19 protein-coding genes and 2 pseudogenes are annotated in these 24,362 nt (G+C 69.2%); 12 read left to right on the top strand and 9 right to left on the bottom strand.

Annotated elements, in window-relative coordinates; genetic code table 11:
- The 8 genes and pseudogenes from ACZ5XS_RS40850 to ACZ5XS_RS40815 all read left to right on the top strand — a co-directional run.
- The coding region (locus tag ACZ5XS_RS40850; RefSeq protein ID WP_468660223.1) for a 4Fe-4S binding protein at positions 1-342 on the top strand (342 nt) is incomplete at its 5' end.
- A complete protein-coding gene (locus ACZ5XS_RS40845) occupies positions 339-1,307 on the top strand; it encodes an NADH-quinone oxidoreductase subunit J (protein ID WP_468660221.1) in 969 nt (322 codons plus the stop codon). The genes ACZ5XS_RS40850 and ACZ5XS_RS40845, both read left to right, overlap by 4 nt.
- Positions 1,304-1,603, top strand: a complete 300-nt coding sequence (gene nuoK, locus ACZ5XS_RS40840) for an NADH-quinone oxidoreductase subunit NuoK (protein ID WP_468660219.1) — start codon at positions 1,304-1,306, stop codon at positions 1,601-1,603. The genes ACZ5XS_RS40845 and nuoK overlap by 4 nt, the downstream gene beginning before the upstream one ends.
- Before the next feature lie 14 nt (positions 1,604-1,617).
- Complete coding sequence (nuoL, locus tag ACZ5XS_RS40835) at positions 1,618-3,564, top strand: NADH-quinone oxidoreductase subunit L (RefSeq protein WP_468660217.1); 1,947 nt, start codon at positions 1,618-1,620, stop codon at positions 3,562-3,564.
- A complete protein-coding gene (locus tag ACZ5XS_RS40830) occupies positions 3,564-5,195 on the top strand; it encodes an NADH-quinone oxidoreductase subunit M (protein WP_468660215.1) in 1,632 nt (543 codons plus the stop codon). The genes nuoL and ACZ5XS_RS40830 overlap by 1 nt, the downstream gene beginning before the upstream one ends.
- 43 nt (positions 5,196-5,238) lie before the next feature.
- Entirely contained in the window at positions 5,239-6,900 is a 1,662-nt protein-coding gene (gene nuoN, locus ACZ5XS_RS40825; protein WP_468660213.1) for an NADH-quinone oxidoreductase subunit NuoN, read from the top strand.
- 562 nt (positions 6,901-7,462) lie between these two features.
- Positions 7,463-8,788, top strand: a pseudogene (locus ACZ5XS_RS40820) (ISL3 family transposase); the annotation flags it as partial.
- A 57-nt stretch (positions 8,789-8,845) separates the two neighbouring features.
- Complete coding sequence (locus ACZ5XS_RS40815) at positions 8,846-9,076, top strand: hypothetical protein (RefSeq protein ID WP_468660227.1); 231 nt, start codon at positions 8,846-8,848, stop codon at positions 9,074-9,076.
- Positions 9,077-9,592: 516 nt separating this feature from the next.
- Here ACZ5XS_RS40815 and ACZ5XS_RS40810 read toward each other — a convergent pair.
- The 9 genes from ACZ5XS_RS40810 to ACZ5XS_RS40770 all read right to left on the bottom strand — a co-directional run bounded on the left by ACZ5XS_RS40810 (position 9,593) and on the right by ACZ5XS_RS40770 (position 20,448).
- Positions 9,593-10,540 carry a phosphoribulokinase gene (locus tag ACZ5XS_RS40810; protein WP_468660211.1) on the bottom strand — a complete coding sequence of 316 codons (948 nt, stop codon included), beginning with the start codon at positions 10,538-10,540 and terminating at the stop codon, positions 9,593-9,595.
- Entirely contained in the window at positions 10,525-12,609 is a 2,085-nt protein-coding gene (gene tkt, locus ACZ5XS_RS40805) for a transketolase (RefSeq protein ID WP_468660210.1), read from the bottom strand. The genes ACZ5XS_RS40810 and tkt overlap by 16 nt, the downstream gene beginning before the upstream one ends.
- Entirely contained in the window at positions 12,606-13,337 is a 732-nt protein-coding gene (rpe, locus tag ACZ5XS_RS40800; RefSeq protein WP_468660208.1) for a ribulose-phosphate 3-epimerase, read from the bottom strand. Before rpe ends, tkt begins: the two co-directional genes overlap by 4 nt.
- 695 nt (positions 13,338-14,032) lie before the next feature.
- Positions 14,033-15,055 carry a CbbX protein gene (cbbX, locus tag ACZ5XS_RS40795; RefSeq protein WP_468660206.1) on the bottom strand — a complete coding sequence of 341 codons (1,023 nt, stop codon included), beginning with the start codon at positions 15,053-15,055 and terminating at the stop codon, positions 14,033-14,035.
- Between the two features lie 12 nt (positions 15,056-15,067).
- Complete coding sequence (locus ACZ5XS_RS40790) at positions 15,068-15,496, bottom strand: ribulose bisphosphate carboxylase small subunit (RefSeq protein ID WP_468660204.1); 429 nt, start codon at positions 15,494-15,496, stop codon at positions 15,068-15,070.
- Between the two features lie 15 nt (positions 15,497-15,511).
- Positions 15,512-16,942 (bottom strand): form I ribulose bisphosphate carboxylase large subunit, encoded by a 1,431-nt coding sequence (locus ACZ5XS_RS40785; RefSeq protein WP_468660202.1) that lies wholly within the window; start codon positions 16,940-16,942, stop codon positions 15,512-15,514.
- 405 nt (positions 16,943-17,347) lie between these two features.
- Positions 17,348-18,538 (bottom strand): GAF domain-containing sensor histidine kinase, encoded by a 1,191-nt coding sequence (locus ACZ5XS_RS40780; protein WP_468660200.1) that lies wholly within the window; start codon positions 18,536-18,538, stop codon positions 17,348-17,350.
- Positions 18,535-19,182 (bottom strand): response regulator, encoded by a 648-nt coding sequence (locus ACZ5XS_RS40775; protein WP_468660199.1) that lies wholly within the window; start codon positions 19,180-19,182, stop codon positions 18,535-18,537. Before ACZ5XS_RS40775 ends, ACZ5XS_RS40780 begins: the two co-directional genes overlap by 4 nt.
- A 273-nt stretch (positions 19,183-19,455) precedes the next feature.
- Positions 19,456-20,448, bottom strand: a complete 993-nt coding sequence (locus ACZ5XS_RS40770) for a class I fructose-bisphosphate aldolase (RefSeq protein ID WP_468660197.1) — start codon at positions 20,446-20,448, stop codon at positions 19,456-19,458.
- Between the two features lie 595 nt (positions 20,449-21,043).
- Between ACZ5XS_RS40770 and ACZ5XS_RS40765 the strand changes: the two are divergent.
- The 4 genes and pseudogenes from ACZ5XS_RS40765 to ACZ5XS_RS40750 form a co-directional block, all read left to right on the top strand.
- Positions 21,044-21,174 (top strand): annotated as a pseudogene (locus ACZ5XS_RS40765) (IS701 family transposase); the annotation flags it as partial.
- A gap of 270 nt (positions 21,175-21,444) precedes the next feature.
- Positions 21,445-22,386 carry a LysR family transcriptional regulator gene (locus tag ACZ5XS_RS40760; protein WP_468660195.1) on the top strand — a complete coding sequence of 314 codons (942 nt, stop codon included), beginning with the start codon at positions 21,445-21,447 and terminating at the stop codon, positions 22,384-22,386.
- A gap of 128 nt (positions 22,387-22,514) precedes the next feature.
- Positions 22,515-23,576: a class II fructose-bisphosphatase gene (gene glpX, locus ACZ5XS_RS40755; protein WP_468660193.1), complete on the top strand. Its 1,062-nt coding sequence runs from the start codon at positions 22,515-22,517 to the stop codon at positions 23,574-23,576.
- A complete protein-coding gene (locus ACZ5XS_RS40750) occupies positions 23,573-24,322 on the top strand; it encodes an HAD-IA family hydrolase (RefSeq protein WP_468660191.1) in 750 nt (249 codons plus the stop codon). Before glpX ends, ACZ5XS_RS40750 begins: the two co-directional genes overlap by 4 nt.
- Positions 24,323-24,362 lie beyond the last annotated feature (40 nt).

The following is a 24,362-nucleotide window of genomic DNA, read 5'->3' as shown; positions in this document are numbered from 1 at the left end:
GAGCGTTACTCGCCGGGCGAGCGGTACGGCCGCGTCTACCAGATCAACTACGCCCGCTGCATCCTGTGCGGCCTGTGCATCGAGGCGTGCCCCACCCGCGCGCTCACGATGACCAACGAGTTCGAGCTCGCCGACTCCAGCCGCGCCAACCTCATCTACACCAAGGAGCAACTGCTCGCGGGGCTGGAGGAGGGCATGGTCGACTCGCCCCACTCGATCTTCCCCGGCACCGACGAGCAGGACTACTACCGGGGCCTGGTCACCGAGGCCGCGCCCGGCACGGTGCGCCAGGTCGCCGTCTCCCAGGGCGAGAAGCCCGAGGACGAGGGGGCGGGGGCATGAGCGCGCAGCTCGCCGCCACAGTCACTCTTTCTGCCGGCGCCTCCACCGGTGAGGCCGTCCAGTTCTGGGTGCTCGGCACGGTCGCCGTGATCGGCGCCCTGTGCACCGTTTTCATGAAGCGGGCCGTGCACAGCGCGCTCTGCCTCGCCGCAACGATGATCATCCTGGCTGTGTTCTACCTCGCCAACGGGGCCTACTTCCTGGGCGTCGTGCAGATCGTCGTCTACACCGGCGCGATCATGATGCTGTTCCTGTTCGTGGTGATGCTCGTCGGCGTCACCGCGGCGGACTCCCTGAAGGAGACCATCAAGGGCCAGCGCTGGCTGGCTCTGATGTGCGGGCTCGGCTTCGGGGTCCTGCTGTTCGCGGGCATCGGGAACGCCTCCCTGAAGGAGTTCACCGGCATCGGCCAGGCCAACGCGAACGGCAACGTGGAGGGCCTCGCCGTGCTGCTGTTCACCAAGTACGTCCTTGCCTTCGAGATCACCAGTGCTCTCCTGATCACCGCCACTGTCGGGGCGGTGATGCTCACTCACCGAGAGCGCATCGGGCGGGCCAAGACGCAGCGCCAGTGGTCCGAGGCACGGGTGCATAGCGGGCACCTTGCGCCGCTGCCGGCCCCCGGCGTCTACGCCCGGCACAACGCGGTGGACATCCCCGGACTACTGCCCGACGGCACACCGTCCGAGCTCACCGTCAATCCCACCTTGCGCGCCCGTGGCCAGATGCGCCACGTAAGCCGCGACCTACTGCGTGGGATCGAGCGGTGGGAAACCTCCAGCGCCGACTGGCTGGGCCGTACGCCCCCGCGTCGCCGCGCGGACGGCTCCCTACGCGCTCCGCTCATTGCGGGCGCCTCCGACACGGCGAGTGAGGCGGCCCGGACCGAGTCGCAGTCCCGGCCGTCGCCGGCAGGGCAGCCCTCTGCCACGACCTCCACCCCAGCGGAGGCGGAACAACGGTGAACCCTGTCAACTACCTGTACCTCGCCGCCTTGCTGTTCAGTATCGGCGCGACCGGAGTGCTGGTCAGGCGGAACGCGATCGTGGTGTTCATGTGTGTGGAGCTGATGCTCAACGCCTCCAACCTGACGCTCGTCGCCTTCTCGCGCATGCACGGGAATCTCGACGGCCAGGTCATCGCCTTCTTCACGATGGTCGTCGCCGCGGCCGAGGCGGTGGTCGGACTAGCGATCATCGTGACGATCTTCCGCACCCGCCACTCGGTCTCGGTCGACGACGCCGGCCTGATGAAGCTGTAAGGGGTCGCTGAACCGTGAACGCTGAGAACCTGATTGTGCTGCTGGTCGCGGCGCCCCTGCTCGGAGCGGCCGTCCTGCTGTGCGGCGGCCGGCGGCTCGATGCCGTCGGCCACTGGATCGGCACGGCCCTGGCCGCCGCCTCCTTCGTCATCGGTGTCGTCCTGTTCGCCGACATGCTCGGCAAGGAGGCCGAACACCGGGAGATGGGCCAGTACCTGTTCAGCTGGATCCCCGTCGAGGGCTTCACGGCGGACGTCGCCTTCCAGCTCGACCAGCTGTCGATGACGTTCGTCCTGCTGATCACCGGAGTCGGCTCGCTCATCCACGTGTACTCCACCGGGTACATGGAGCACGACGAGCGCCGGCGCCGCTTCTTCGGCTATCTCAACCTGTTCCTCGCGGCGATGCTGCTGCTCGTCCTCGCCGACAACTACCTGCTGCTGTACGTCGGCTGGGAGGGCGTCGGCCTCGCCTCGTATCTGCTGATCGGCTTCTGGCAGCACAAGCCCAGTGCCGCCACCGCCGCGAAGAAGGCCTTCCTGGTCAACCGCGTCGGCGACGTGGGCCTGTCCATCGCCATCATGCTGATGTTCACCACCTTCGGGACCTTCGCCTTCGGGCCGGTCCTGGAGGCCACCGGTGAGACCAGTGAGGGCAAGCTCACCGCGATCGCCCTGATGCTGCTGCTCGCGGCCTGCGGCAAGTCCGCCCAGGTGCCGCTGCAGTCCTGGCTCGGGGACGCCATGGAGGGCCCGACCCCCGTCTCGGCCCTCATCCACGCCGCGACCATGGTCACCGCCGGCGTCTACCTGATCGTCCGCTCCGCCGACATCTTCGACGGCGCCCCGGAGGCACAGCTCGTCACCACCGTCGTCGGCGCGGTCACGCTCCTCTTCGGTGCGATCGTCGGTTGCGCGAAGGACGACATCAAGAAGGCGCTGGCCGGCTCGACGATGTCCCAGATCGGGTACATGGTGCTGGCCGCGGGCCTCGGCCCCATCGGCTACGTCTTCGCGATCATGCACCTGGTGACGCACGGCTTCTTCAAGGCCGGCCTGTTCCTCGGCGCCGGCTCGGTCATGCACGGCATGAACGACGAGGTCGACATGCGCAAGTACGGCGGCCTGCGGAAGTACATGCCGGTCACCTTCGTCACCTTCGGCCTCGGCTACCTCGCCATCATCGGCTTCCCCGGCCTGTCCGGCTTCTTCTCCAAGGACAAGATTATCGAGGCGGCCTTCGCCAAGGGCGGCACCGAGGGCTGGATCCTCGGCGGCGTGGCCCTGCTGGGCGCGGCCATCACGGCGTACTACATGACGCGCGTGATGCTGATGACCTTCTTCGGTGAAAAGCGCTGGCAGCCGACCGTCCGCCCGGACGAGACATCCAGCGTCGAGCCCGGCATCGGGGTGCGGCCAGAGAAGAAGCCGCAGCCGCACGAGTCCCCGGCGTCGATGACCGTCCCGATGATCCTGCTGGCCTTCGGGTCGGTCTTCGCAGGCGGCCTGTTCAGCGTGAACGACGCGTTCCTGCACTGGCTGGAGCCGGTCACCGGCCACGACCACGGTCACCCGCCCGTGAGCGCGCCCACCGTGACCGCGGCCACCATGGTCGCGCTGGTGACCGGCCTGGCTGCGGCCTGGGCGCAGTACGGCCGGCGTCCGGTCCCCGTCACAACGCCTCACGGATCGCCGCTGACACGGGCCGTCCGGCGTGATCTGTTCCAGGACGACGTCACCCACGTGGTGTTCGTCAAGGCCGGTGGGTATCTCACCCGCCGACTGGTCCGCCTCGACCACTCTGTCGTCGACGGTGCTGTCCAAGGCACTGCCTCCGCGGTCGGCGGTTTTTCCCGGCAACTGCGCCGCCTTCAGACCGGGCAGGTCCGGTCGTACGCACTTTCCATGTTCGGTGGTGCCGCGGTGCTGGGCGCCGCCATTCTCCAGATGAGGTCGCTGTGATGAGCCCCTTCCCGCTGCTGACCCTTACCGTGGCGGTACCCGCGGTCGGCGCGGTGGTGACGGCCGCGCTGCCCGCCGCCACGACGGATGCTCGGCGGCGCACAGCCAAGACCGTCGCTCTGGTCTTCGCATGCGCCACCCTCGCCCTGGCCGTCGCCGTGGCCGGGCGTTTCGATCCGGGTGGCGCCCGCTACCAGCTGACCGAGTCATACCCCTGGATCAAGAGCTTCGGGGTGGGCTTCTCACTTGGGGTGGACGGCATCGCCGCGATGATGGTGTTGCTCACCACGGTGCTGGTGCCGCTGGTGATGCTCGCTTCGTGGCATGACGCCGACGCGGATCCTCTCGCCGAGGCGCCGTTCGGGAACCGCCGCCGCACCCAGGTCTTCTTCGCCCTCATCCTCGCCGTCGAGGCGATGGTGGTGTTGTCCTTCCTGGCGACCGACGTCTTTTTGTTCTACGTCGTTTTCGAAGCCATGCTCATCCCGGTGTACTTCCTCATCGGGGGCTTCGGCGACCGGGCTGACGGCGGCGACGGCGAGGCGGCCGCACGGCGCTCCCATTCGGCCCTGAAGTTCCTGCTGTACAACCTGCTGGGCGGCCTGGTCATGCTGGCCGCCGTGATCGGGCTGTACACGCTCTCCGCCCGGGCCGGGATCGGCAGCGGGGCTGACGGCACGCTGGACCTGACCACCCTCATCGGTGCTCTCCGCGATGGTCGACTGTCCATCGACCCGGTGGCGGAGCGGGTACTGTTCCTGGGCTTCTTCTTCGCCTTTGCCGTCAAAGCCCCGCTGTGGCCGCTGCACACCTGGCTGCCGGGCGCCATGGGGGAGGCCACCGCCGGTACCGCGGCCCTGATCACGGGGGTCGTCGACAAGGTCGGGACCTTTGCGATGCTGCGGTTGTGCCTGGAGCTGTTCCCTGGTGCCTCAAGGTTCTTCGCGCCCGCGATCATGGTGCTCGCCGTGACCGGAATCATCTACGGCGCACTGGTGGCAGTCGCTCAGGAGGACATCAAACGCCTCATCGCCTATGCCTCGATCTCCCACTACGGCTTCATCATCCTGGGCATCTTCGCGATGACCCCGCAGAGCCAGGTCGGCGCGAGCTTCTACATGGTCAGTCACGGCATATCCACCGCCACGCTGATGCTGGTCGCCGGGTTTCTGATCTCCCGACGCGGCAGTCGCCTGATCGCCCACTACGGCGGCGTGCAGAAGATCGCCCCGGTGCTCGCCGGAGCCTTCCTCATCGGCGGCCTGGCCAACCTCTCGTTGCCGGGTCTGGCACCGTTCGTCAGCGAATTCCTGGTCCTGGTCGGCACCTTCACCCGCCACCAGGCGCTGGGCGCCATCGCCACCCTCGGCATCGTGCTGTCCGCGTTGTACGTGCTGGTGCTCTACCAGCGCACCATGACCGGCCCGGTGGCGAAGAGCGTGGCCGCCATGGCCGACCTCAGGGCCAGGGAACTGCTCGTGGTGGGCCCGCTCGTGTTCCTGCTGATCGCGCTCGGCGTCTATCCCAAGCCCGTCACGGACATCGTCGCCCCGGCAGTCGACGCCACACTCTCCGAGGTCCACCGCACGGACTCGAAGCCCGTCCACCCGGCTGCCGAAGACCGCGGCTGATGTCGTCCTTCTCCCACCATCGGACCGTCAGAGGTGAAGTGAAGTGAGCGCCTTCGTCGCACCGGAAACCGCCCGCACCGTTTGGACGGCGGCGTCCGGCAGTGTCGGCATTCCTGTTCCGCAGATCGAGTACGGCCAGCTGGCGCCCCTGCTCATCGTCCTCGGCTCCGCCGTCGTCGGCATCCTCGCCGAGGCGTTCCTGCCGCGTCGCAGTCGTCACCGGGCCCAGGTGTCGGTCGCCGTGCTGGGATTGGCGGCTGCCCTCGGCGCCGTCATCGCTCTCTTCGCCGACGGCCGATACGCCACCGACAAGGCCGGCCTGGCCGCCATGGGAGCGGTCGCCGTGGACGGTCCGGCGCTGTTCCTGCAGGGCGTCATCCTGATGACCTCCATGGTCGCGGTCCTCTCGTTCGCCGAACGGCGACTGGAGCCGCGCGGAGCGGACGGCTCGCCCGTGGGCGCGTTCGCCCCCCAACCGGCCGCGGTGCCCGGCAGTGAGGCAGAAACCGCCGCAGCCCGAGCGGAGTTCGCCACCACCGAGGTCTTCCCGCTGACCATGGTCGCGGTCGGTGGCATGCTGCTCTTCCCGGCGGCGGCCGACCTGCTGACGATGTTCGTCGCGCTGGAGGTCTTCTCCCTGCCGCTGTACCTGCTGTGCGCCCTGGCCCGACGCCGTCGGCTGTTGTCCCAGGAGGCCGCACTGAAGTACTTCCTGCTCGGCGCCTTCGCCTCGGCGTTCTTCCTGTTCGGCACGGCCCTGATGTACGGCTACGCCGGCACCGTCTCACTCGGCGGCATCGCCGATGCCATCGCCGGCCGGTCCGCGGTCGGGCCTGCGCTGGGCAGTACCACCGCGAACTACACCCTGCTGCTGACCGGTCTGGCCCTGCTGGGAGTCGGCCTGCTGTTCAAGATCGGCGCCGTCCCCTTCCACTCCTGGACGCCGGACGTCTACCAAGGAGCCCCGACACCGGTCACCGGATTCATGGCCGCCACGACCAAGGTGGCAGCCTTCGGAGCGCTGCTGCGGCTGCTGTACGTCGCACTCCCTGACCTCGTGCGGGAATGGCGTCCGGTGCTGTCCGGCGTCGCCGTGCTCACCATGGTCGTCGGCGCGGTGCTGGCCGTCAGCCAAACCGATGTCAAGCGGCTGCTGGCCTACTCCTCCATCGCCCACGCCGGCTTTCTCCTCATGGGTGTGCTCTCCGCCAGCCAGGCGGGAGTGTCCTCGGTCCTCTTCTATCTGGCTGCCTATTCCTTGGTGACCTTCGCTGCCTTCACCACCGTCACCCTCGTCCGTGATGCGGGTGGGGAGGCCTCCCGCCTGCCCGACTGGGCCGGCCTGGGCCGCCGTTCCCCGCTGCTGGCCACGGTTTTCTCCCTCTTCCTCCTGGCTTTCGCCGGCATCCCGCTCACATCGGGGTTCACCGGGAAGTTCGCCGTCTTCCAGGCGGCACTGATGAGCGGCGCGGTCCCGCTGGTGATCGTGGGTGTGCTGTCCTCGGTGGTCGCGGCATTCGCCTACGTCCGGATCATCGTCCTGATGTTCTTCTCCAAGCCGCAGCCCGACGGCCCGTCCGTCGCCGTCCCCAGCGCGCTGACGATCATCTCCATCGGCTTCGGGGTGCTGGTCACTTTGGCACTGGGTCTGCTCCCGCAGTACTTCCTCGACCTGGTCGACACGGCCTCGGCGTTCGTCCCCTGAGAGGGAAGCTGCCCGCCCCTCCGAGGGGGAGCGACCGTGATCTCCGACCCGCTGACGCCTGACGGGTGAAGAGTCATCGTGCCGACCGCGGACAGAGCGGGCGGCTTGAGCGGGGGTGGCCGTGAGGGCAGGACGCCGCGAAGTGGTTGCTGCGACGCTGTGAGGAGTTGGGGCCGCCCGTGAGCGGCAACGAATGTACCGGGCAGTGCGCGCCCCCAACGCCCGCTCCGGCCCGGACCGCGCGGGTGCGCTGTCGGCCGGACCGCGCGCAGGACACGGCCTGGAGCGAGCGGTCGGCTCCGGATGCTTCTGCGGTGGGGCAGCACCTGGCCCGACTGATCCGGGCTGTTCGGCTGGAAGCGCCGCTCGGACCAGTCGGCGGTCCCGATCGAACGGGGGAGTGTCACCCAGGGCCTGGCGGGCGGGCGACACTGAGCACCGGATCGATGAGGTGCTCATTCGAACCGGCCGGTGACCGAGCCCGCCCGGTCTCGCTGCAAGGATCTCGCCGGCCAAGACCCGGTGTGCGGTGATCTACGACGACCGCTTGGGCGCGGCGTTCGGCTGTGCGGCGGGGCGGGTGCATGGCTTGCACGGACGGAGGTTCGCGGACGTTCCGGTGGATGGACGGCGGGTGGTCGTCTCGGTGAGGTTGCGGCGGCTGACGTGCCCGGTGCTCGACTGTCCGCGGCAGACGTTCTGTGAGCAGGTTCCCGGCGTCGTGGAGCGCTACCAGCGTCGCAACAACCGCCTGGCCGGCCAACTCGGCTCTGTGTCAAGGAGTTAGCGGGCCGGGCGGGCACCCGCCTCTCCCGCGTGCTGGCCTGCGCGATCTCCCGCTCGACCGGCGCATGCTCCTGCGCAGGGCGGCAGCGCCGCTGCGGTCCCGCCTGTGCTCGGCATCGATGACTTCGCCCTCAAGCGCCGGCACCGCTACCAGCGTGATCTTCGACGCCGAGACCGGCGAGCGGATCAACGTCCTGCCCGACCGCACTGCCCAGAACCTGGGCGCGTGGCTGCGCGAGCACCCCGGCGCCGCATACGTCTGCCGCGACGGCTCCGGCTCCTACGGCGAGGCGATCCGCCAGGCCCTCCCCGAAGCGGTACAGGTCAGCGACGGGTGGCACCTGTGGAGCAACCTGTGCGGCAAGGTCCTGGCCGAGGTCCGCTCCCACACCGCAAGCTGGGCCACGGCCGTGAACCCCGCCCGGCCCGGGGGCGTGCGCGAGCAGACCACCCGCGAGCGCCGGCAGCGGGTCCACCATCTGCTCGACCAAGGAGTCGGCCTGCTCTAATGCGCCCGCCGCCTTGATGTCGCCCTGAACACCGTCAAGCGATACGCCCGTACGAAAGAGCGCACCCGGCGACCGCCGCGCACCCCGCCACAGGCCCACGCTCGTCGACCCCTACCCCGACCACCTGCGCACCCGCCGTGCGGAAGACCCGGTCGTCCCCGTCCTCCGGCTTTTCCGGGAGATCAAGGAGCTGGGCTGCACCGGTAGCCTCAACCTGCTCCACCGCCACATCACCCAGGGCCGCGCCGAGGGCGTCGACAAGCCGGTCACCACCCCGCAGCGATTCGCCCCGCCTCCTGCTCACCCGCCCCGAGAACCTGCGCGACAAGGACACCGCATTCCTGCCGGAACTGACCGAAGCCTGCCCCGAGATGACCGAAATCGCCCGCCTCACCGGCGGGTCCGCTCAACTGCTGACCACGGCGGAGGGCAACGACGCCAAGCACACCGACTGAATCATCACGGTCCGCGCCACCGACTTGCCCCACCTGCACTCCGCAGCGGACTCGGCGAGGCCGGCTGTGCCCGGCGCGCAGGTCGGCGATGGTGGGCACCGTACTCGCCGCCGAGATGTTCACGGATCAGCAGCCTGGCCGCCTCAAGGAGTGATTCCCCCTGTTCCGCCACGTGGTGACTCCATCCGGGCCGACATGGACGACGCTGTCCGCCTGGAGGTGAACGAGCGGCTGACCATGCCTGCGGAGTACGCCGGCGGCGCCGCCGGCGCCGCCGGCGTCGACGCCTGGCGCGACCCGCTCGCCGTAGGTGCTGTCAGCCCCATCGGGGCCGGCCTGAAGACCACGGACGTACCAGTTCACACGCGCGGTTGCACTACGGCGTCGGCGCCGCTGCCTTTCCGGAAGCCGTCGGCGAGTCGGTGACCGAGGTGTTCGGCGTGAATCGTCCGCCCCCGCGCGGCGCGGATGCGATGCGTAGACGTGCGACGCCATTCTCGCGGCCCTGGCAGCTGAGCTGCGGGTGGTGGGGGCGGTGACGAAACGCTGCGGGCGAGCGGGACCTCGCCGAGGAACGCGGAACGGTCCGCCTCCTTGGTGCGCTTCGGGGATCCGGCGGAGAAGCGGCCTCCCGTCCTCCCCGTCAGTCCTCGTCCCAGGGCCCATCGGCCAGGCGGGAGTCGACCCAGTGTGCGAGGAGGACGTCGAGCTCGGCCTCGCAGTCACGCACCGCGCCTGCCTGACGGCCAGGATTCCGATGCAGAACTCGAGGGGAAGCACCGCCGCCGCGCAGCCGGCCGCGATCAAGACGGTGCCCATGTGCGACCTTCCGTGTGATCACGAGAGAGTCTCGCGGACCGCGAGGAGCCCCCGGTGACCGGTCGGACCTCGATGTCGGCGGTGCCGGTGGCAGGACCGCCTCGGCCGCGGTCGGCAGGCCGGTCAGCGGGTGGCTTCCAACAGGTGGTACAGCAGGAGCAGCTGGGTGATGGCCAGCGGCTCGCTGCGGTCGGTGCCCTCGAGTTTGCCCAGGGTGCCGGGAGGATCGCCGGCGTCTACGCCGAGCTGGGACCAGATGGACTTCTCCACGACTTCGCTCTCCTCGCGCGGCGCGTAGCCGTGCACGTGCAGGGCGTCGACGGGACGGCCGTCCTCGTCCCGGGCCAGCTTCAGGTGGATCGCACGTCGGTCGCCCTTGGACAGTACGCCGTTGAGTTCCGGGTGCCGGATGGTCGGCCGCAGCAGCAGCTCGGCGGACAGGGGCGTGCCGGGCGGGTCGTCCCTGCCTGCGATCGGCGCGAACCGTACGACGATGTCGGCGGACTTCCGTTGGGGGCGTATGAACGCCTCCGACTCCGGCTCGCGGCGGTTCAGCTCGGCGAGCACCTGGTCAACGGTGTAGCCGCGCTTCTGGGTGTCCCGCTTGATCTTCCACTCCCGGCGGACTTCCTCCGGGGGGTTGAGATAGACGGTCACATCGAAGCACGCTCGGGTCAGCGTGGTGTGCAGCGGCAGCAGGCCCTCGACGATGACGAAGTCCCGCGGCTCGATCAGCTGAGGCCGTGTCAACTGCCCGGTGGCATGGTCGTACACCGGCTTCAGGATCGGCTGGCCGGTGGCAAGCAGCTGCAGGTGCTGCTCGATGATCCCGACGTAGTTGCAGTCCGGGTGCAGCGCGGTGAACGGCAGCTCCTTACGCTCCTGGCGGTCGTAGCGGTGGTAGTCATCCACGCAGATCGATGTGCTGCGCTCCGGTCCCAGTGCCTCGACCAGCCCCTTGGTGAGGGTGGTCTTGCCCGTCGCGCTGTCGCCCGCGATGGCGAGCATGACCGGTCGTCTCCGAGAGCCCTGATTGACGGCGCGCTGCATCTGCATCAGCTTGTGCGGCATTGCGTCTCCCGCTTCGTCTCGCTACGGATGCTGCTCAGCGCGGCCTGGACGACCGCTGAAACCGTGAAACCGAGTTCGCTGTAGACCACCGGGCCCGGGGCGCTGGCGCCGAACCTCCGCAGCCCGATGACCTGGTCGCCGGCCCTGGCCAGGGCCTGCCACCCATGCGGCACGCCGGCCTCCACCCACACCGCCGGGCACCGCGGCAGGAGCTCCGGGTCGGAGTCCAGTGCCTCCTCGAGCCGCTCGCGCCAGGGCACCGACACCACCCGGGCGACAACGCCCTGATCGGCCAGCTCGTCGGAAGCGGCACACGCCAGCCCGACCTCCGACCCGGTCGCTATCAGCACCACGTCGGGCTCCCCGGAAGAACGACGAACCACCTGGGATCCCTCTCGGCGGAGCAGGTCGGCGGGCACTGGCTCAAGCACCGGCAGGTCCTGGCGGGTGAGCACCAGTACCGTCGGCCCGTCGAGGCGTTCCAACGCCAGTTGCCAGCAGGCCACGGTCTCGTTGGCGTCACCCGGCCGAAGCACCGTCAGTCCTGGAATCAGCCGCAGCGACTCCAACTGCTCGATCGGCTGGTGAGTGGGCCCGTCCTCCCCGACGGCGATGGAGTCATGGGTGAACACGAACACCACCGGCAGCCCCATGAGCGCGGCCAGCCGCACCGCGGGTCGCATGTAGTCGGAGAACACCAGGAACGTGCTCCCGTATGGCCGCAGCCCCCCGTGCAGCGCCATGCCGTTGAGCGCAGCCCCCATGGCGTGTTCGCGAATACCGAAGTGCAGCGTGCGGCCACCGTAGGCCCCGGGCCCGACATCACCCGCGCCGGGGATCGTGGTGTTCGTCGAGGCCGCCAGGTCGGCCGACCCGCCCACCAGCGCCGAATACTGAGGGCCCACCGCGGCCAGTACCGCTCCGGAGGCCTTGCGGGTGGCCATCGCCGTACCAGGCTCGAACCGCGGCAGCAGGTCGCCGAGGTCGCGTGGTGGCTGCCGGCACGCTTCGGCATCCCACTCCGCGGCGAGCTCGGGGTGGGCCTCGGCCCACCGCGCCCGTTCCTGCTCCCAGGAGAGCCGGTCGGCCTGCCCTTGTGCGGCCAGCTGCCGACAGTGCTCCGCCACCTGTGCGGGCACATGGAACGGTTCGTCCGGCCAGCCGCACCGTGCCCGGGTCGCCGCCAGTTCCTGCTGCCCCAGCGGGGCACCGTGTGCCGTGCTGGTGCCGGCCAGCGTCGGCGCACCGAACCCGATCGTGGTGCGCACCGCGACGAGGGTGGGCCGGGTCTCGTCGGCGACCGCCTCGGTGAGCGCAGCCGCCATCGAGGCCACGTCGTTGCCGTCGTCGACCCGCAGCGCCTGCCAGCCATAGGCGGCGAACCGTGCCAGGACGTCGTCCCGGCAGGACTGGGAGGCCGGGCCGTCGATGGTGATGTCGTTGTCGTCGTAGATGACGATCAGACGGCCCAGCCCGAGGTGCCCGGCGAGCGAGGCCGCCTCGTGGCTGATGCCCTCCATCAGATCGCCGTCGCCGGCCAGCACCCATGTGCGGTGGTCGACGACGGTGTGTTCGCCGGTGTTGCAGCGGGCGGCGAGCATCCGCTCGGCGAGGGCGATGCCCACTCCGTTGGCCAGCCCCTGCCCCAGCGGGCCGGTAGTGGTCTCCACCCCGGGCGTATGCCCGTACTCCGGGTGCCCCGGGGTCGCCGACCCCCACTGCCGGAACCGGCGCAGCTCATCGAGCGGCAGGTCGTAGCCGAACAGGTGGAGCAGCGAGTACAGCAGCATCGACCCGTGCCCGGCGGACAGCACGAACCTGTCGCGGTCCGGCCAGCCGGGCTCGGTCGGGTCGTGCCGCAGAAAGCGTGACCACAGCACCCATGCCGGAACCGCGGCACCCATGGGCAGGCCAGGGTGCCCGCTCTGTGCGGCCTCCACCGCGTCGGCCGCGAGCAGCCGGATCGTGGCGACCGCCTGGGCGTCCAGGTCGTCAGGGAGCGGCACCAGGTCAGCCGTCACGGGGACGGTCGGCGCGGTGAGCACCCCCCGGTCTCCGGGCCTGCTCATGCTGCCTCCTCGATGTTCTCCTGCAGGCCGTACGCCTGCGCGTCGTGCGGTGCCGCCGCGGCGAGCGAGCGCAGCGTCGTCACCTCCTCACTCATCCGGTGCCGCTCGGAGAACAGCGCGCTGCCGGCGCAGAAGGTCGTGGCGCCGGCCCGCGCGGCACCGGCGATGGTGCTGCGCCCGATGCCTCCGTCCACCTCCAGCTCGATCTCCCGCCCGGTGCGCGCGATCATCGCGCGGGCCTGGGCGATCTTGGGCTCCATGGACGTCAGGTAGGACTGACCACCCCACCCCGGGTCGACCGTCATGACGAGCAGCAGGTCGACAAGGTCGAGCACATGCTCCACCTCGCTCAGCGGTGTCGCCGGATTCAGCGCCACCCCGGCACGCGCCCCCAGCTCCCCTATGGCGCCGAGCGTGCGGTGCAGGTGACGGGTCGCCTCGGCGTGGACGATGACGATCTCGCAGCCGGCCTGCACCCAGTGCGGCAGCATGCGATCCGGCTCCTCGACCATCAGATGGGCCTCGAACCCCAGGCTCACCAGCGGGCGCACCGACGCGATCACGTCGGGGCCCATGGTCATGTTGGGCACGAAGACGCCATCCATGACGTCCCACTGAATGCGGTCCACGCCCGCCTCTTCCAGCAACCGGCACTCTTCCCCCAGTCGCGAGAAATCCGCCGGCAGCACGGAAGGGACGATGCGTGGCGGCAATGCGGTCGGCGCCATGAAGCCTCCTGTCGTTGGCGTTGCGGAAGAAGCTACGTTCGGATGGTGCAAGCGACTCCCCCCGAGCGGGGGAGACTTCCGGGGGATTCGGGGACCTGTCGCCGCCGACCGGCGGGGCGACGAGCAGGGGGAGCAGCGGTCAGAATCCGTTCGCCGGAGGACCAGAAGCACCGCGACATCCTCAAGCAGCCCGCGGACCGTGTCTTCGCTGTCACCGACGCCTCGGCATCGAGTCTTCGGTGGCGTCGACGCAACGCCGAGCAGGGACTCGCCGGTTCCAGGAGGGTCCGTGCGGGACCGCCTCCGCCACCGGCTTCACGCGCGGCGCCCACCTGACACGGGATGCGGCCGGCGGGCGCGGCTCCTACGGTTCCGGCACCGTGGTCAGCGCATCCCGGCGGACTTCCGCGCCGGACGACCAGCCACGGACCGACAAGGGCGCCACCCACCGGTTCGCTCGAAGGTGGGTGGCGCCAGGGTGGACGGGATCGCACGATCGGGCCGGGCGACGCCGGGACAGGACCGCGAGCGGGTGCGTCTCCCCGCCTGCGGTGGCCGGACCGCCCGACCCCTGCCGCCCGAACGCTCGCTGTTCCCCGCGCGGCATCAGGGCCACGGAAACAACTCACCGACCTGCCACAGCAGTTGTCGGCGGGGTATCACCTTGCCGTGCCCGGCGTACCCCTGGGATGCCATCAGCGGGAGTCCGCCTCGGCCGCCTGGGCCGAGGGCTCGGCCGAGAACACCCTGCTGGAGAGGAAGTCCTCCGGCTCCAGCCGCATGAGGTCGCCTTTCGACAGCGGTGCGCCGCCGCGGTCCACCAGCCGGTTGGCGTGCCGCAGCCGCGCCCGCTCCAGGGCGTTGCGGACGCTGCGCGCGTTGGCGAACCGGGGCTGTTCGCGGCGTCGCGCGAGGTACTCCCGGAACGTGGTGTGCGCCTGTGGGGAGAGAGCGTAGAGCTGCTCGCCCACGATGAGCTCGCCGATCTGCGTCAGCTCGTCGAGTGTGTAGTCGGGGAAGTCGATGTGGTGCGCGATACGCGAGCTCATTCCTGGGTTGGACTGGAAGAAGGTGTCCATCCGGTCCCCGTACCCGGCGAGGATGACCACGAGGTCGTCGCGCTGGTTCTCCATCACCTGCAGCAGGATCTCGATGGCCTCCTGTCCGTAGTCGCGCTCGTTCTCCGCTCGGTACAGGTAGTAGGCCTCGTCGATGAACAGCAGGCCGCCCATCGCCCTTTTGAGGACCTCCTTGGTCTTCGGGGCTGTGTGCCCGACGTACTGCCCGACGAGGTCGTCGCGGGTGACCGAGACCAGGTGACCACGCTTGAGGTAGCCCAACTGCTTGAGGAGTTCGGCCATGCGCAGTGCCACCGTGGTCTTCCCGGTGCCGGGACTGCCGGTGAAGCACATGTGGAGATTGGGCCGACTGGCCGAGAGGCCGAACCGCGCCCGTTGCCGGTCGACCAGCAGCAGCGCCGCAATCTCCCGGATGCGTGTCTTCACCGGGGTGAGCCCGACCAGTTGGCGTTCCAGAGCCTCCAGCACCGTGTCGATACCCGAGTGCCGACGCTCCGCCTCGAGGTCGACGGTCGCGTCGTCGGTCAGAAGCGGCTCGGCCGGATCCGGCAGTTCCGGGGGTCCGTCCGCGCCCGGTACCGGACCGGACGCGGACGGGCGCATCCCGAACACCGGGCGATCGCCTTCCTCAACAGTCATGCTGATATCGCCTCACTGGTTGGAGACGTAACGCCGGCCGGCCGGGTTGTCGGTGGCGTACGCGTGCGTGGTGTACTGAATCCGGCGGTCGCTCGTCTCGTGCCGGGTGAGCCGGAACCCGGGCTCCTCGGCGGGGCGGTTCACGATGAACGACAGGGCGGTGGTCTGTCGGCCCAGCCGCGCGTCGTACGCGTTGATGCGCACGTAGTGGTTGGGGTACGCCTTTCGGCATTCGTTGACCTCGAGCAGCACGCCTGCGGCATCCCGCAGCTCGAACATCGGCAGGCCCCACATGTCCCAGTAGGTGTTGCGCGGGTGAGGGTCGTCGGTGAACTCCACCGACAGGGGCCAGTCGTTGTCCAGCGCGTACTGGATCTGCTTCTCGATCTCCTCGTCGCTCAGGTCGGCGAGATAGGAGAAGGCGCCTTGGGTGATTCGCATGGTTTCTCCCGGCCGTCAGGCTGTCGTCGGAGTCGCGATGACGTCCGGTGTGTCGGTGGACTCGTAGGTGAAGGTGATGTCGCCCCACGTGGACAGTGCGACATCGAGCTCGCGGTTTCGCCTCGCAGCGGCCCGCAGGATGTCCGGCCCCTCGGCGAGGAAGTCCCGGCCCTCGTTGCGCGCCTTGATCATCGCCTCGAGTGCGACGCGGTTGGCCGTGGCGCCCGCGGCGATGCCCATGGGGTGGCCGATCGTGCCGCCGCCGAACTGCAGGATGACGTCCTCGCCGAGGTAGTGCAGCAGTTGGTGCATCTGACCGGCGTGGATGCCGCCGGATGCGACCGGCATGACGCCGGCCATGGAGGCCCAGTCCTGCTCGAAGTACAGGCCCTTGACCGGGTCGGCGTCGACCTTGTCGAGGCGCAGCGTGTCGTAGAAGCCGCGCACCGAGTTGGGGTCGCCCTCGAGTTTGCCGACGACGGTGCCCGCGTGGATGTGGTCGACACCGGCGAGGCGCATCCACTTGGCGATGACCCGGAAGCTGACGCCATGGCTCTTCTGCCGGGTGTAGGTCCCGTGACCCGCACGGTGAAGATGCAGCAGGACCCCGTTGCGGCGGGCCCATTGGGCCATGGACTGGATCGCCGTGTAGCCCACCGTCAGGTCGACCATCACCACGAGGCTGCCGAGTTCCTTGGCGAAGTCGGCCCGCTCGTACATGTCCTCCATCGTCGCCGCGGTGACGTTGAGATAGTGGCCCTTGACCTCACCGGTCTCAGCTTGCGCCCGGTTGACCGCCTCCATGCAGAACACGGACCGGTCCCGCCAGCGCATGAACGGCTGCGAGTTGATGTTCTCGTCGTCCTTGGTGAAGTCCAGCCCGCCGCGCAGTGCCTCATACACCACCCGGCCGTAGTTGCGGGCGGACAACCCCAGCTTCGGCTTCGTGGTGGCACCCAGTAGCGGACGCCCGTACTTTCCGAGGTACTCCCGCTCCATCACGATGCCGTGGGGGGGACCTTGGAAGGTCTTGGTGTAGTGCGGTGGGATCCGCATGTCCTCGAGTCGCAGCGCCTTGAGCGGCTTGAACCCGAAGACGTTGCCGATGATGGAGGAGGTGAGGTTCGCGATCGAGCCTTCCTCGAACAGGTCGAGTTCGTACGCGATGTAGGCGATGTACTGGTCGTCGGCGCCCGGCACCGGCTCCACCCGGTAGCACTTGGCCTGGTAGTGGTCGTACGCGGTGAGACGGTCCGTCCACACCACCGTCCAAGTGGCCGTCGAGGACTCACCTGCCACCGCGGCACCGGCCTCCTCCGGGGGCACGCCCGGCTGCGGCGTGATACGGAAGGCCGCGAGTATGTCCGTCGGTTTCGGCTCGTAGTCGGGCTGCCAGTAGCCCATCTCCGCGTACGGAATGACTCCGGCACCCCAGCGCTCCGTCATGGGTCCTCCTGCTCGATCGGGATGTCTCTCATCATCACCTCGGAAGCCCTGCATATCCATCAAGTCTTTTCGGAATCACTTGAATGAACAGTCAAGTGTTGTGCCTGCCTCCCGCCGGACGTGCAGCCGCGATCATGGCGAACACGCTGGTCACACGGCCGGTCCGGCGTACAGCCGTCACCAGCCTGTGGCGCGGCCGCGCTCGCCGAGGCCGCGGCGATACTGTGCGGAGGCCGCCTACTGGATCGAGGCGTGAACGCGCCGGTCGGCGGCGGCACACAGCCCGGAGACCGGACCGGAGGGAAGACCGGGGACCATGGTCCCGGTACGACGCGGCGCGGCGAGATTCGCCCACAAGTGCAGCCGACGCCGGTGAACCTCCGCCCTTTCCGAGCAGAGAGGTTGTCAACGCAAGGGGACCTTGGCCATGACAGTCGTGCCGTGGTCGGGTTGGGACGTGACTTCGAGTCGGCCGCCGACGAGTTCGGCGCGCTCGGTCATGCTGCTCATGCCGTACCCGTCGCCGCCGAGGTTCCCGGGCGGCAACGAACCGGCATCGAAGCCGCACCCGTCGTCCGTCACCCGAAGCGACACCTCGTTGTCGCTGTAGCGCAGATCAAGCTGGGCCAGGTCCGCCTGCGCGTGCTTGACGACGTTGTGCAGTGCCTCCTGCGCGATGCGGTAGAGCGCGATCTCCACGTGTTCGGGCAGCCGGCACTCATCGAGTTCGAAGGCCACCTCGATGCCGGGGGTGGAGCGGGCCAGGCTGGCCAGGGCGTGGGCGAGCCCGAGGTCGTCGAGAACTGGGGGGCGCAGGCCGTTGATCGCCGCGTGGGCCTCGTCCAGGGTGAGGCGCGTGAGCCGAAGTGCCTGCACGAGCTGCTTGGCTGTGAAGTCCGGGTCCTCAGCCAGGGCGTCGGTCGCGGCGTCGAGATGGAAGCGCAGGCTGATCAGCCGCTGGGTGATGCCATCGTGGATGTCGGCGGCCAGCCGGCGTCGCTCCGCCTCCTGCGCGGCGATGACCTGCTCGGCGAACCGTTCCAGCGCACGCTCGCGTGCGGCGAGCCGGCGGTGGGACCGCGCCTGATGCATCGCTCCCGCGACAAGGCTGCCGATCGAGGTGAGCAGCCGGACGTCCCGGCCGGAGAACTCGCGGCGATCACGGGTGTGCACGTTGAGGACTCCGACGAACCCACCGGGATGGCTGATCATGGGCACTGAGGCCATGGACGTGAAGTCCTGGCCGCGGAGCTGTGGGAAGTGCAGGTATCTCGGATCGTCCTCTTTCCGCTCGACGATCACCACGGGCTGCTGATGGCGTGCCACCCACCCGCTCACCCCCTGGCCCAGCGGCAGCCTGATCCGGCCCACTTCCCGGTCGAACGGCCGAGTCGCGCCCGTGAGCGTCAGGGTCTCCCCGGTGTCATCGAGCACATGCACGAAACAGAGGTCGGTCGCCGTTGCCTCGGAGATGAGCCTGGCGACGTTCGCGGCCAGCGGCCCCAGCTCGGGGCCGGCCGATATCGCTTCGATGATCCCCACGAGCAGCGCGTTCTCCCGCTCCGGATCAGCCAGTCCGAGACCCTGCCTGCTCAACGGAAGATTCCTTCCCGGAGCGCGACGGTGATCGCGCCGGCCCGGTCGTGCACCTCGAGCTTGCGGTAGATGGAACTCATGTGGCTCTTCACCGTCTCGGTGCCCAGGACGAGTTCGGTGGCGATCGCCCGGTTCGACAGGCCGGTCACCATGAGCGAAAGGACCTCGCTCTCTCGCTGGGTCAGGCCCACAGCCGCCCCAGGCCAGAACTCCCCGGCCTGCAGTCGCGCGGCGGAGGCAGCGGCCCGGCCGGCCATGGTCGGGTCGATGACCGTCTCGCCTGCGGCGGCCCGCTCGAAGTGGCGGAGCAGTTCTTCGCCCCCCATCCATTTGAGCAGATAGCCGACCGCCCCGGCGCGCAGCGCCTGGAACAGATACTGCTCGTCGTCGTATGCGCTGAGCAGCACAACTTTCGTCTCGGGGTCCGCCTCGACGAGCCGCCGGCACAGATCCAAGCCGCTGTGGGCTCCACGCAGCCGCACATCGGACACCACGAGGTCGGGACTGTATGTCGCGACCTGGCGTTCCGCTTCCTCCGAGTTCACCGCCTGCCCGACTACGCGGACCCGTCGGGGGAAACGTGCCAGCAGCGCTTTGAGCCCTTCGAGCACCATCTCGTGGTCGTCGACGAGTACGATCCGCATCGGTCGATCTCTCATTCGAGGGAGCTTACTCGCGCCCTATGCAGCCCACCCCGGTCGTGCGGCCTCGGCTACGTATCCCGGCGGTCTTCTCCTCGCCGCATCCCTGCAGCGCCCCTCATCGGTGGGACCGAGGCCGAACCCGGGCAGATCCGGTCCCCCGCGAGCGCGACGCCGACCGCGCGACCGCAGAGAGGTCACGGGAGCGGGCAGAGGCCGCCCGCCCCCGACGACCGCGGCCGAGCTTCATGCGCAACGCCGCACGCGGACCTGCCACTACACCACAGCCGAACCGGTGAGCACCGCGGAGTTGGCCGACGTCCGCTCCGACAGCGCCTGCTGCCCGGCCTCGATGAGGTCCGCTTCGCCGCGCCAGGCCGCCAGTGCCGGATCGACCAGCGCCCGGCCGAAGGAGAACGTCAACGGCCACGGCGAAGGCAGCGGCTGCATCGCAGCCAGGTTCGCGGTGGCCCTCCGCGGGCTCTGCCCGCCGGACAAGAAGGCGACACCGGCCAGTTCGGCGGGCATCTGCTCGATCAGTACTCCCACGGTGGCCTGTGCCACAACGTCCGGCGAGGCATGCTCACCGGAGGAGGAACCCGGCAGCACCATGTTGGGCTTCAGTACCGTGGCGGCGAGGTCGACTCCGAAGGAGCGAAGTTCTTGGGCGACCGCCTGAAGCACACGTGCGGTCACCTCTTGGCAGCGAGCCATGGAGTGAGAACCGGTCATCAGCACTTCGGGCTCCACGATCGGCACCAGCCCGGCCTGGTGACAGGCACTGGCGTAGCGGGCCAGGGCGTGCGCGTTGCTGCGCACCGCGGCAACGGAAGGCCGTGTCCGATCGATGGTGATGACCCCACGCCACTTGGCGAATCGTGCGCCCAGCGTGACGTACTCCTGCAGCCTCGGAAACAGCCCGTCCAAACCCTCGGTGACGGTATCGCCGGGCGATCCTGGGAGCGGCTTGGCACCGGTGTCCACCTTGATCCCGGGCAGAATCCCCAGGTCTTGCATGGCCTGGGGGAACGGGCGGTCATCGGAGAGCCGCTGCCGCAGCGTCTCGTCGCAGAAAATGACCCCGCTCACTCCGTCGGCCAGATCAGGCGTCATGACCAGCATCTCCCGGTAGGCCCGGCGGTTCTCCTCGGTCGGTGCGACCCCGGCCGCCTCCAGACGCGACGACATGGTGCCGATGCTCTCGTCCGCTGCGAGGATTCCCTTGCCACCGCTGACCAACGCGGCTGCTGTCTCGGTCAGAACACTCATCCGGTACCCACTCCTTCGATCGATGGCTTACTGCCTGGCGCCGCCGGGCACCGAGGGTGTGCCGCACCGAATCCGCTCAAGCAGGCGACGCCGGCGCAACGACCCTAGGAATCAGCGGCCCGCCCTGCCTCCCCCGCGAGGTGGACCAGGCAGGGGAGAAGCCGCGCTCCGGGGCTTCGAGGGGGCTGTGCGCCGATTTTGGCCGAATGTGCCGTTCTGTCGCTTCCGTGTTCGCCATGTGTACGACCGCAAGCGTCCTCCGAGGCGGAGGAGCGACCTGGACAAGCGCACTGCCGACGCGGCCGGAGCGCTGGGCCCAGTCCGTTGCGGGTACCGGTGCGCTCTACGGTGCGGCTCGGCACGGGCGGTGACCTGCTCACGGCGAGGTTGTCCTCGTGCGCCGCAGGCGGGGACCGGTTGGCGGCCGGGACGTCCTGCCCCCTTGGTCTTGCGCGCCCCGCCGCGGGTGCCGGGCCGGGTGGCCCGAGCTGTCAGAAGACGCCGTCGATGTGACGGTGGGCCAGGGGGTGGAGTTTGGGGGGAGCTGACGGTCGGTCAGGGTTGTGTGGTGAGTTCGGGGAGGGTTTGCTGGGGGTTCGGTCGTGTTGAACCTCGGCGTCGGATGCGTTCCTACCCGCGGGACTGCTCAGCGAGGCCGAGCGGAAGAACGGCTGGACGCCGGCCGAGGCAGCGAGTGACGCCGGCCCGCGGGGAATGCAGCGTCTTGCGGTCATCGACCCGTCTGCGGCACGGGTTACGGAAGCGCCGCTGATGCTTCGGTGGCCGAGGCTCGATCATCGCTCACAACTCGTCGCCGGCCCCCCTCGGCTCCGCTGTGTCATGGTCACTCCACGAACACGGGCTGCTCACCTGCAACTCCACCGTGCCACCACAAGGTCCTGCAGGGACCCTTAGGATCGGCCCGCACACCGAAAGGTTCACTCAGGTGTTATCACTGACGTCTGAGTAATGCTTCAGATCGATGGAGGTATGGGGATGACAACGACCTCCCGCTTGCGTGCCTTCGTCGCTGTCGCCGATGCGGGGTCTGTCCGGGGCGCGGCACAGCGGCTGTCGCTGACAGAGTCGGCGGTCTCGGCGGCCATCACCGCACTGACTCGAGAGGTCGGCGTTCCCCTGATGGAGCGGGAGGGACGGAGCGTACGCCTCACCCGCTCGGGGCAGACCTACGCCGACTACGCCCGCACCATCCTCGGCCTGCATGACGAGGCGCTGGCCGCCGCGCGTGGCGACATCGACCCTGAACACGGGCAGGTGCGGCTTGCTTCGGTGACATCGGCCGCGGAGCACGTGCTTCCCTCGGTCCTGGCCGGGTTCCTCCAGCGCCATCCCGGAGTGGACCTCGGGCTCGAAGTCGGCACCAGCGAGCGGGTGTGGGCCCTGCTGTCCAGCCACGAGGCCGACCTTGTCATCGCCGGGCGGCCACCGGCCGGCATCGACACCACCGTGCACGCCATCCGCCCCAACGAGCTGGTGGTGGTGGCCGTGCCCAAGCTGGCCGAGCGATTCGATCTGGGGCGCACCACCTGGCTGCTCCGTGAGGCGGGCTCCGGCACGCATGTCACATGCGAGGCCCTGCTGGCCGGTCTGCAGGTGGACCCGCCCAGGCTGACCTTGGGGTCCAACGGCGCGGTCGTCGCGGGGGCGGTGGCCGGAGTCGGAGTCACCATGGTCTCCCGCGACGCGGTCGCCCGGGAGTTGGCCACCGGAGAATTGACCGAGGTGAAGGTGCCGGGCACGCCGCTGCTCCGGCCTTGGCATGCGGCCACCCACAAACGGACCTCGGCGAGCACGTCGTTGCTGCTGGAGTATCTGCTGGACAGCGAGCACACCACCGGATGGCGTCGCCCCCCGCCGGGCGGCTTCCCCCGGCGCTCCACCCGCCGGGGGGTGGGAGCCGACGGGCTGCGCTCCTAGTCTCCGACACAGGGCACCGTCCGTATCACATATGAAATCCCCGACCACTGTGCGTACGGGCGGTTGCCCCCTCATCGGATACCGCCCCGTGTGACAGCAGACAGGGGCTCCCCGGAAGGGAGAGGGATATGACGACGGTGCCCGCCGACGCAGGTATCGAAGGCGGTGACGTCGCGGTCTCGGCACCAGACCGCAACCTGGCAATGGATCTGGTGCGAGTGACCGAGGCCGCGGCCATGGCAGCCGGCCGCTGGGTCGGCCGGGGCGAGAAGAACGGCGCCGACCAGGCGGCCGTCGACGCCATGAGGGCGATGATCGGCACGTTGCCGATCGACGGCACTGTGATCATCGGCGAGGGTGAGAAGGACGCCGCACCGATGCTCTACAACGGTGAACGCGTCGGTGACGGCAGCGGTCCGGCGTGCGACGTGGCGGTCGACCCGATCGACGGGACCACGCTGGCGGCCAAGGGCATGGGCAACGCGCTGTCGGTGCTCGCTGTAGGCCCGCGCGGGTCGATGTTCGATCCGTCCGCTGTGTTCTACATGGACAAGCTGGTCACGGGACCCGCCGCCGCCGACGCCGTGGACATCCGCGCCCCGGTCCTGGACAACGTGCGCGCTGTCGCGAAGGCCAAGGGCTGCGCCGTGGAGGACATCACCGTGTGCATCCTGGAGCGGCCGCGACACAAGGAACTGGCGGAGCAGGTCCGCAGGGCCGGCGCCCGGATCAAGTTCATCTCCGACGGCGACGTGGCGGGCGCGATAGCGGCGGCCCGCGACGACACCGGCGTGGACCTGCTGCTGGGCATCGGTGGCACCCCGGAAGGCATCATCGCCGCCTGCGCGATCAAGTGCCTCGGCGGTGCGCTCCAAGGCAGGCTGTGCCCGCGCGACGACACCGAGCGCCGTCTCGCTCTGGAGGCGGGACACGACCTGGACCAAGTACTGACAGTCGAGGATCTCATCGCCAGCGAGGACGCGTTCTTCGTGGCCACCGGAATCACCGACGGCGAGCTGCTGCGTGGAGTGCGCTATGGCCCGGAGCGAGCGGCCACCGAGTCGCTGGTCATGCGCGCCCGGAGCGGCACCGTTCGCTTCGTGCACAGCGAGCACCGACTCGACCGACTCGGCGTCTACAGCGCCGTCGACTACCGTCAGCATGAAGACCCGGCGGAAGCACCGGGATGACAAGTCCGAACCGGAACGGCGCCATTGTCTTCGACGTCGATGGCACACTCGTCGACAGCGAGCGGGACGGCCACCGCATCGCCTTCAACGCAGCTTTCTCCGCAGCCGGCTTGCCCTACCACTGGGACGTCGAAACCTACGGCCTTCTCCTGCAGATGACCGGGGGACGTCGGCGCATCGCGACGTTCCTGCGGCGCCAAAGCCACAGTCACGACGAGGCGGAGGAACTCGCCGCGATCCTGCACGCCGACAAGACCGCCCGCTTCCGCACGATGGTCGAACAGGGCGCGATCCCGCCGCGCCCAGGGATCCGCGCGCTGCTGAGCGAGCTTTCGGCCACGGGAACGACGCTGGCCGTGGCCACTACCGGCACCCGGATATGGGTCGAACCCCTGCTGGACAACCTCTTCGGCAGGGGGCGGTTCGCCTGTGTGGTCACCGGCACCGAGGTCCCCACGCTCAAACCCGACCCGGGCGCCTACCTGCGGGTGCTGGACGGGATAGGTCTGCCCCCGAACCGGGCGATCGCCGTGGAGGACTCGGTCAACGGGCTGCGCGCGGCGCAGGGAGCCGGGCTCCGCTGCCTGGTGGTGACCAACCACTACACCAGGGGCCAGGACTTCACCGGGGCCCTGGCCGTGCTCGATCGGTTCCTCGTACCCGATGTGGCGATGCTGCTGCGCCACCACCTGCTCCCGAGCACGGAGTGCATCTCCTCCAGACCGAACACCGAAAGTGATCCTTAGGGGCCACGAAGTTTCCGGACGAGCGCCGATGAGGACGTTT

The organism is Streptomyces sp. NPDC033131 (assembly GCF_055578365.1).
Note: the sequence above shows the minus strand (reverse complement) of the source record. Positions and strands in the feature narration are given on the sequence as shown.

What these genes read in the sequence shown, in the direction of transcription:
- ACZ5XS_RS40810 (WP_468660211.1), bottom strand. Translation starts at nt 10,540, where the DNA reads ATGCCGCACAAGCTGATGCAGATGCAGCGCGCCGTCAATCAGGGCTCT.
- ACZ5XS_RS40845 (WP_468660221.1), top strand. Translation starts at nt 339, where the DNA reads ATGAGCGCGCAGCTCGCCGCCACAGTCACTCTTTCTGCCGGCGCCTCC.
- ACZ5XS_RS40815 (WP_468660227.1), top strand. Translation starts at nt 8,846, where the DNA reads ATGGACGACGCTGTCCGCCTGGAGGTGAACGAGCGGCTGACCATGCCT.
- ACZ5XS_RS40750 (WP_468660191.1), top strand. Translation starts at nt 23,573, where the DNA reads ATGACAAGTCCGAACCGGAACGGCGCCATTGTCTTCGACGTCGATGGC.
- ACZ5XS_RS40775 (WP_468660199.1), bottom strand. Translation starts at nt 19,182, where the DNA reads ATGCGGATCGTACTCGTCGACGACCACGAGATGGTGCTCGAAGGGCTC.
- ACZ5XS_RS40760 (WP_468660195.1), top strand. Translation starts at nt 21,445, where the DNA reads ATGACAACGACCTCCCGCTTGCGTGCCTTCGTCGCTGTCGCCGATGCG.
- tkt (WP_468660210.1), bottom strand. Translation starts at nt 12,609, where the DNA reads ATGAGCAGGCCCGGAGACCGGGGGGTGCTCACCGCGCCGACCGTCCCC.
- ACZ5XS_RS40785 (WP_468660202.1), bottom strand. Translation starts at nt 16,942, where the DNA reads ATGACGGAGCGCTGGGGTGCCGGAGTCATTCCGTACGCGGAGATGGGC.
- ACZ5XS_RS40830 (WP_468660215.1), top strand. Translation starts at nt 3,564, where the DNA reads ATGAGCCCCTTCCCGCTGCTGACCCTTACCGTGGCGGTACCCGCGGTC.
- ACZ5XS_RS40790 (WP_468660204.1), bottom strand. Translation starts at nt 15,496, where the DNA reads ATGCGAATCACCCAAGGCGCCTTCTCCTATCTCGCCGACCTGAGCGAC.
- rpe (WP_468660208.1), bottom strand. Translation starts at nt 13,337, where the DNA reads ATGGCGCCGACCGCATTGCCGCCACGCATCGTCCCTTCCGTGCTGCCG.
- cbbX (WP_468660206.1), bottom strand. Translation starts at nt 15,055, where the DNA reads ATGACTGTTGAGGAAGGCGATCGCCCGGTGTTCGGGATGCGCCCGTCC.
- ACZ5XS_RS40770 (WP_468660197.1), bottom strand. Translation starts at nt 20,448, where the DNA reads ATGAGTGTTCTGACCGAGACAGCAGCCGCGTTGGTCAGCGGTGGCAAG.
- glpX (WP_468660193.1), top strand. Translation starts at nt 22,515, where the DNA reads ATGACGACGGTGCCCGCCGACGCAGGTATCGAAGGCGGTGACGTCGCG.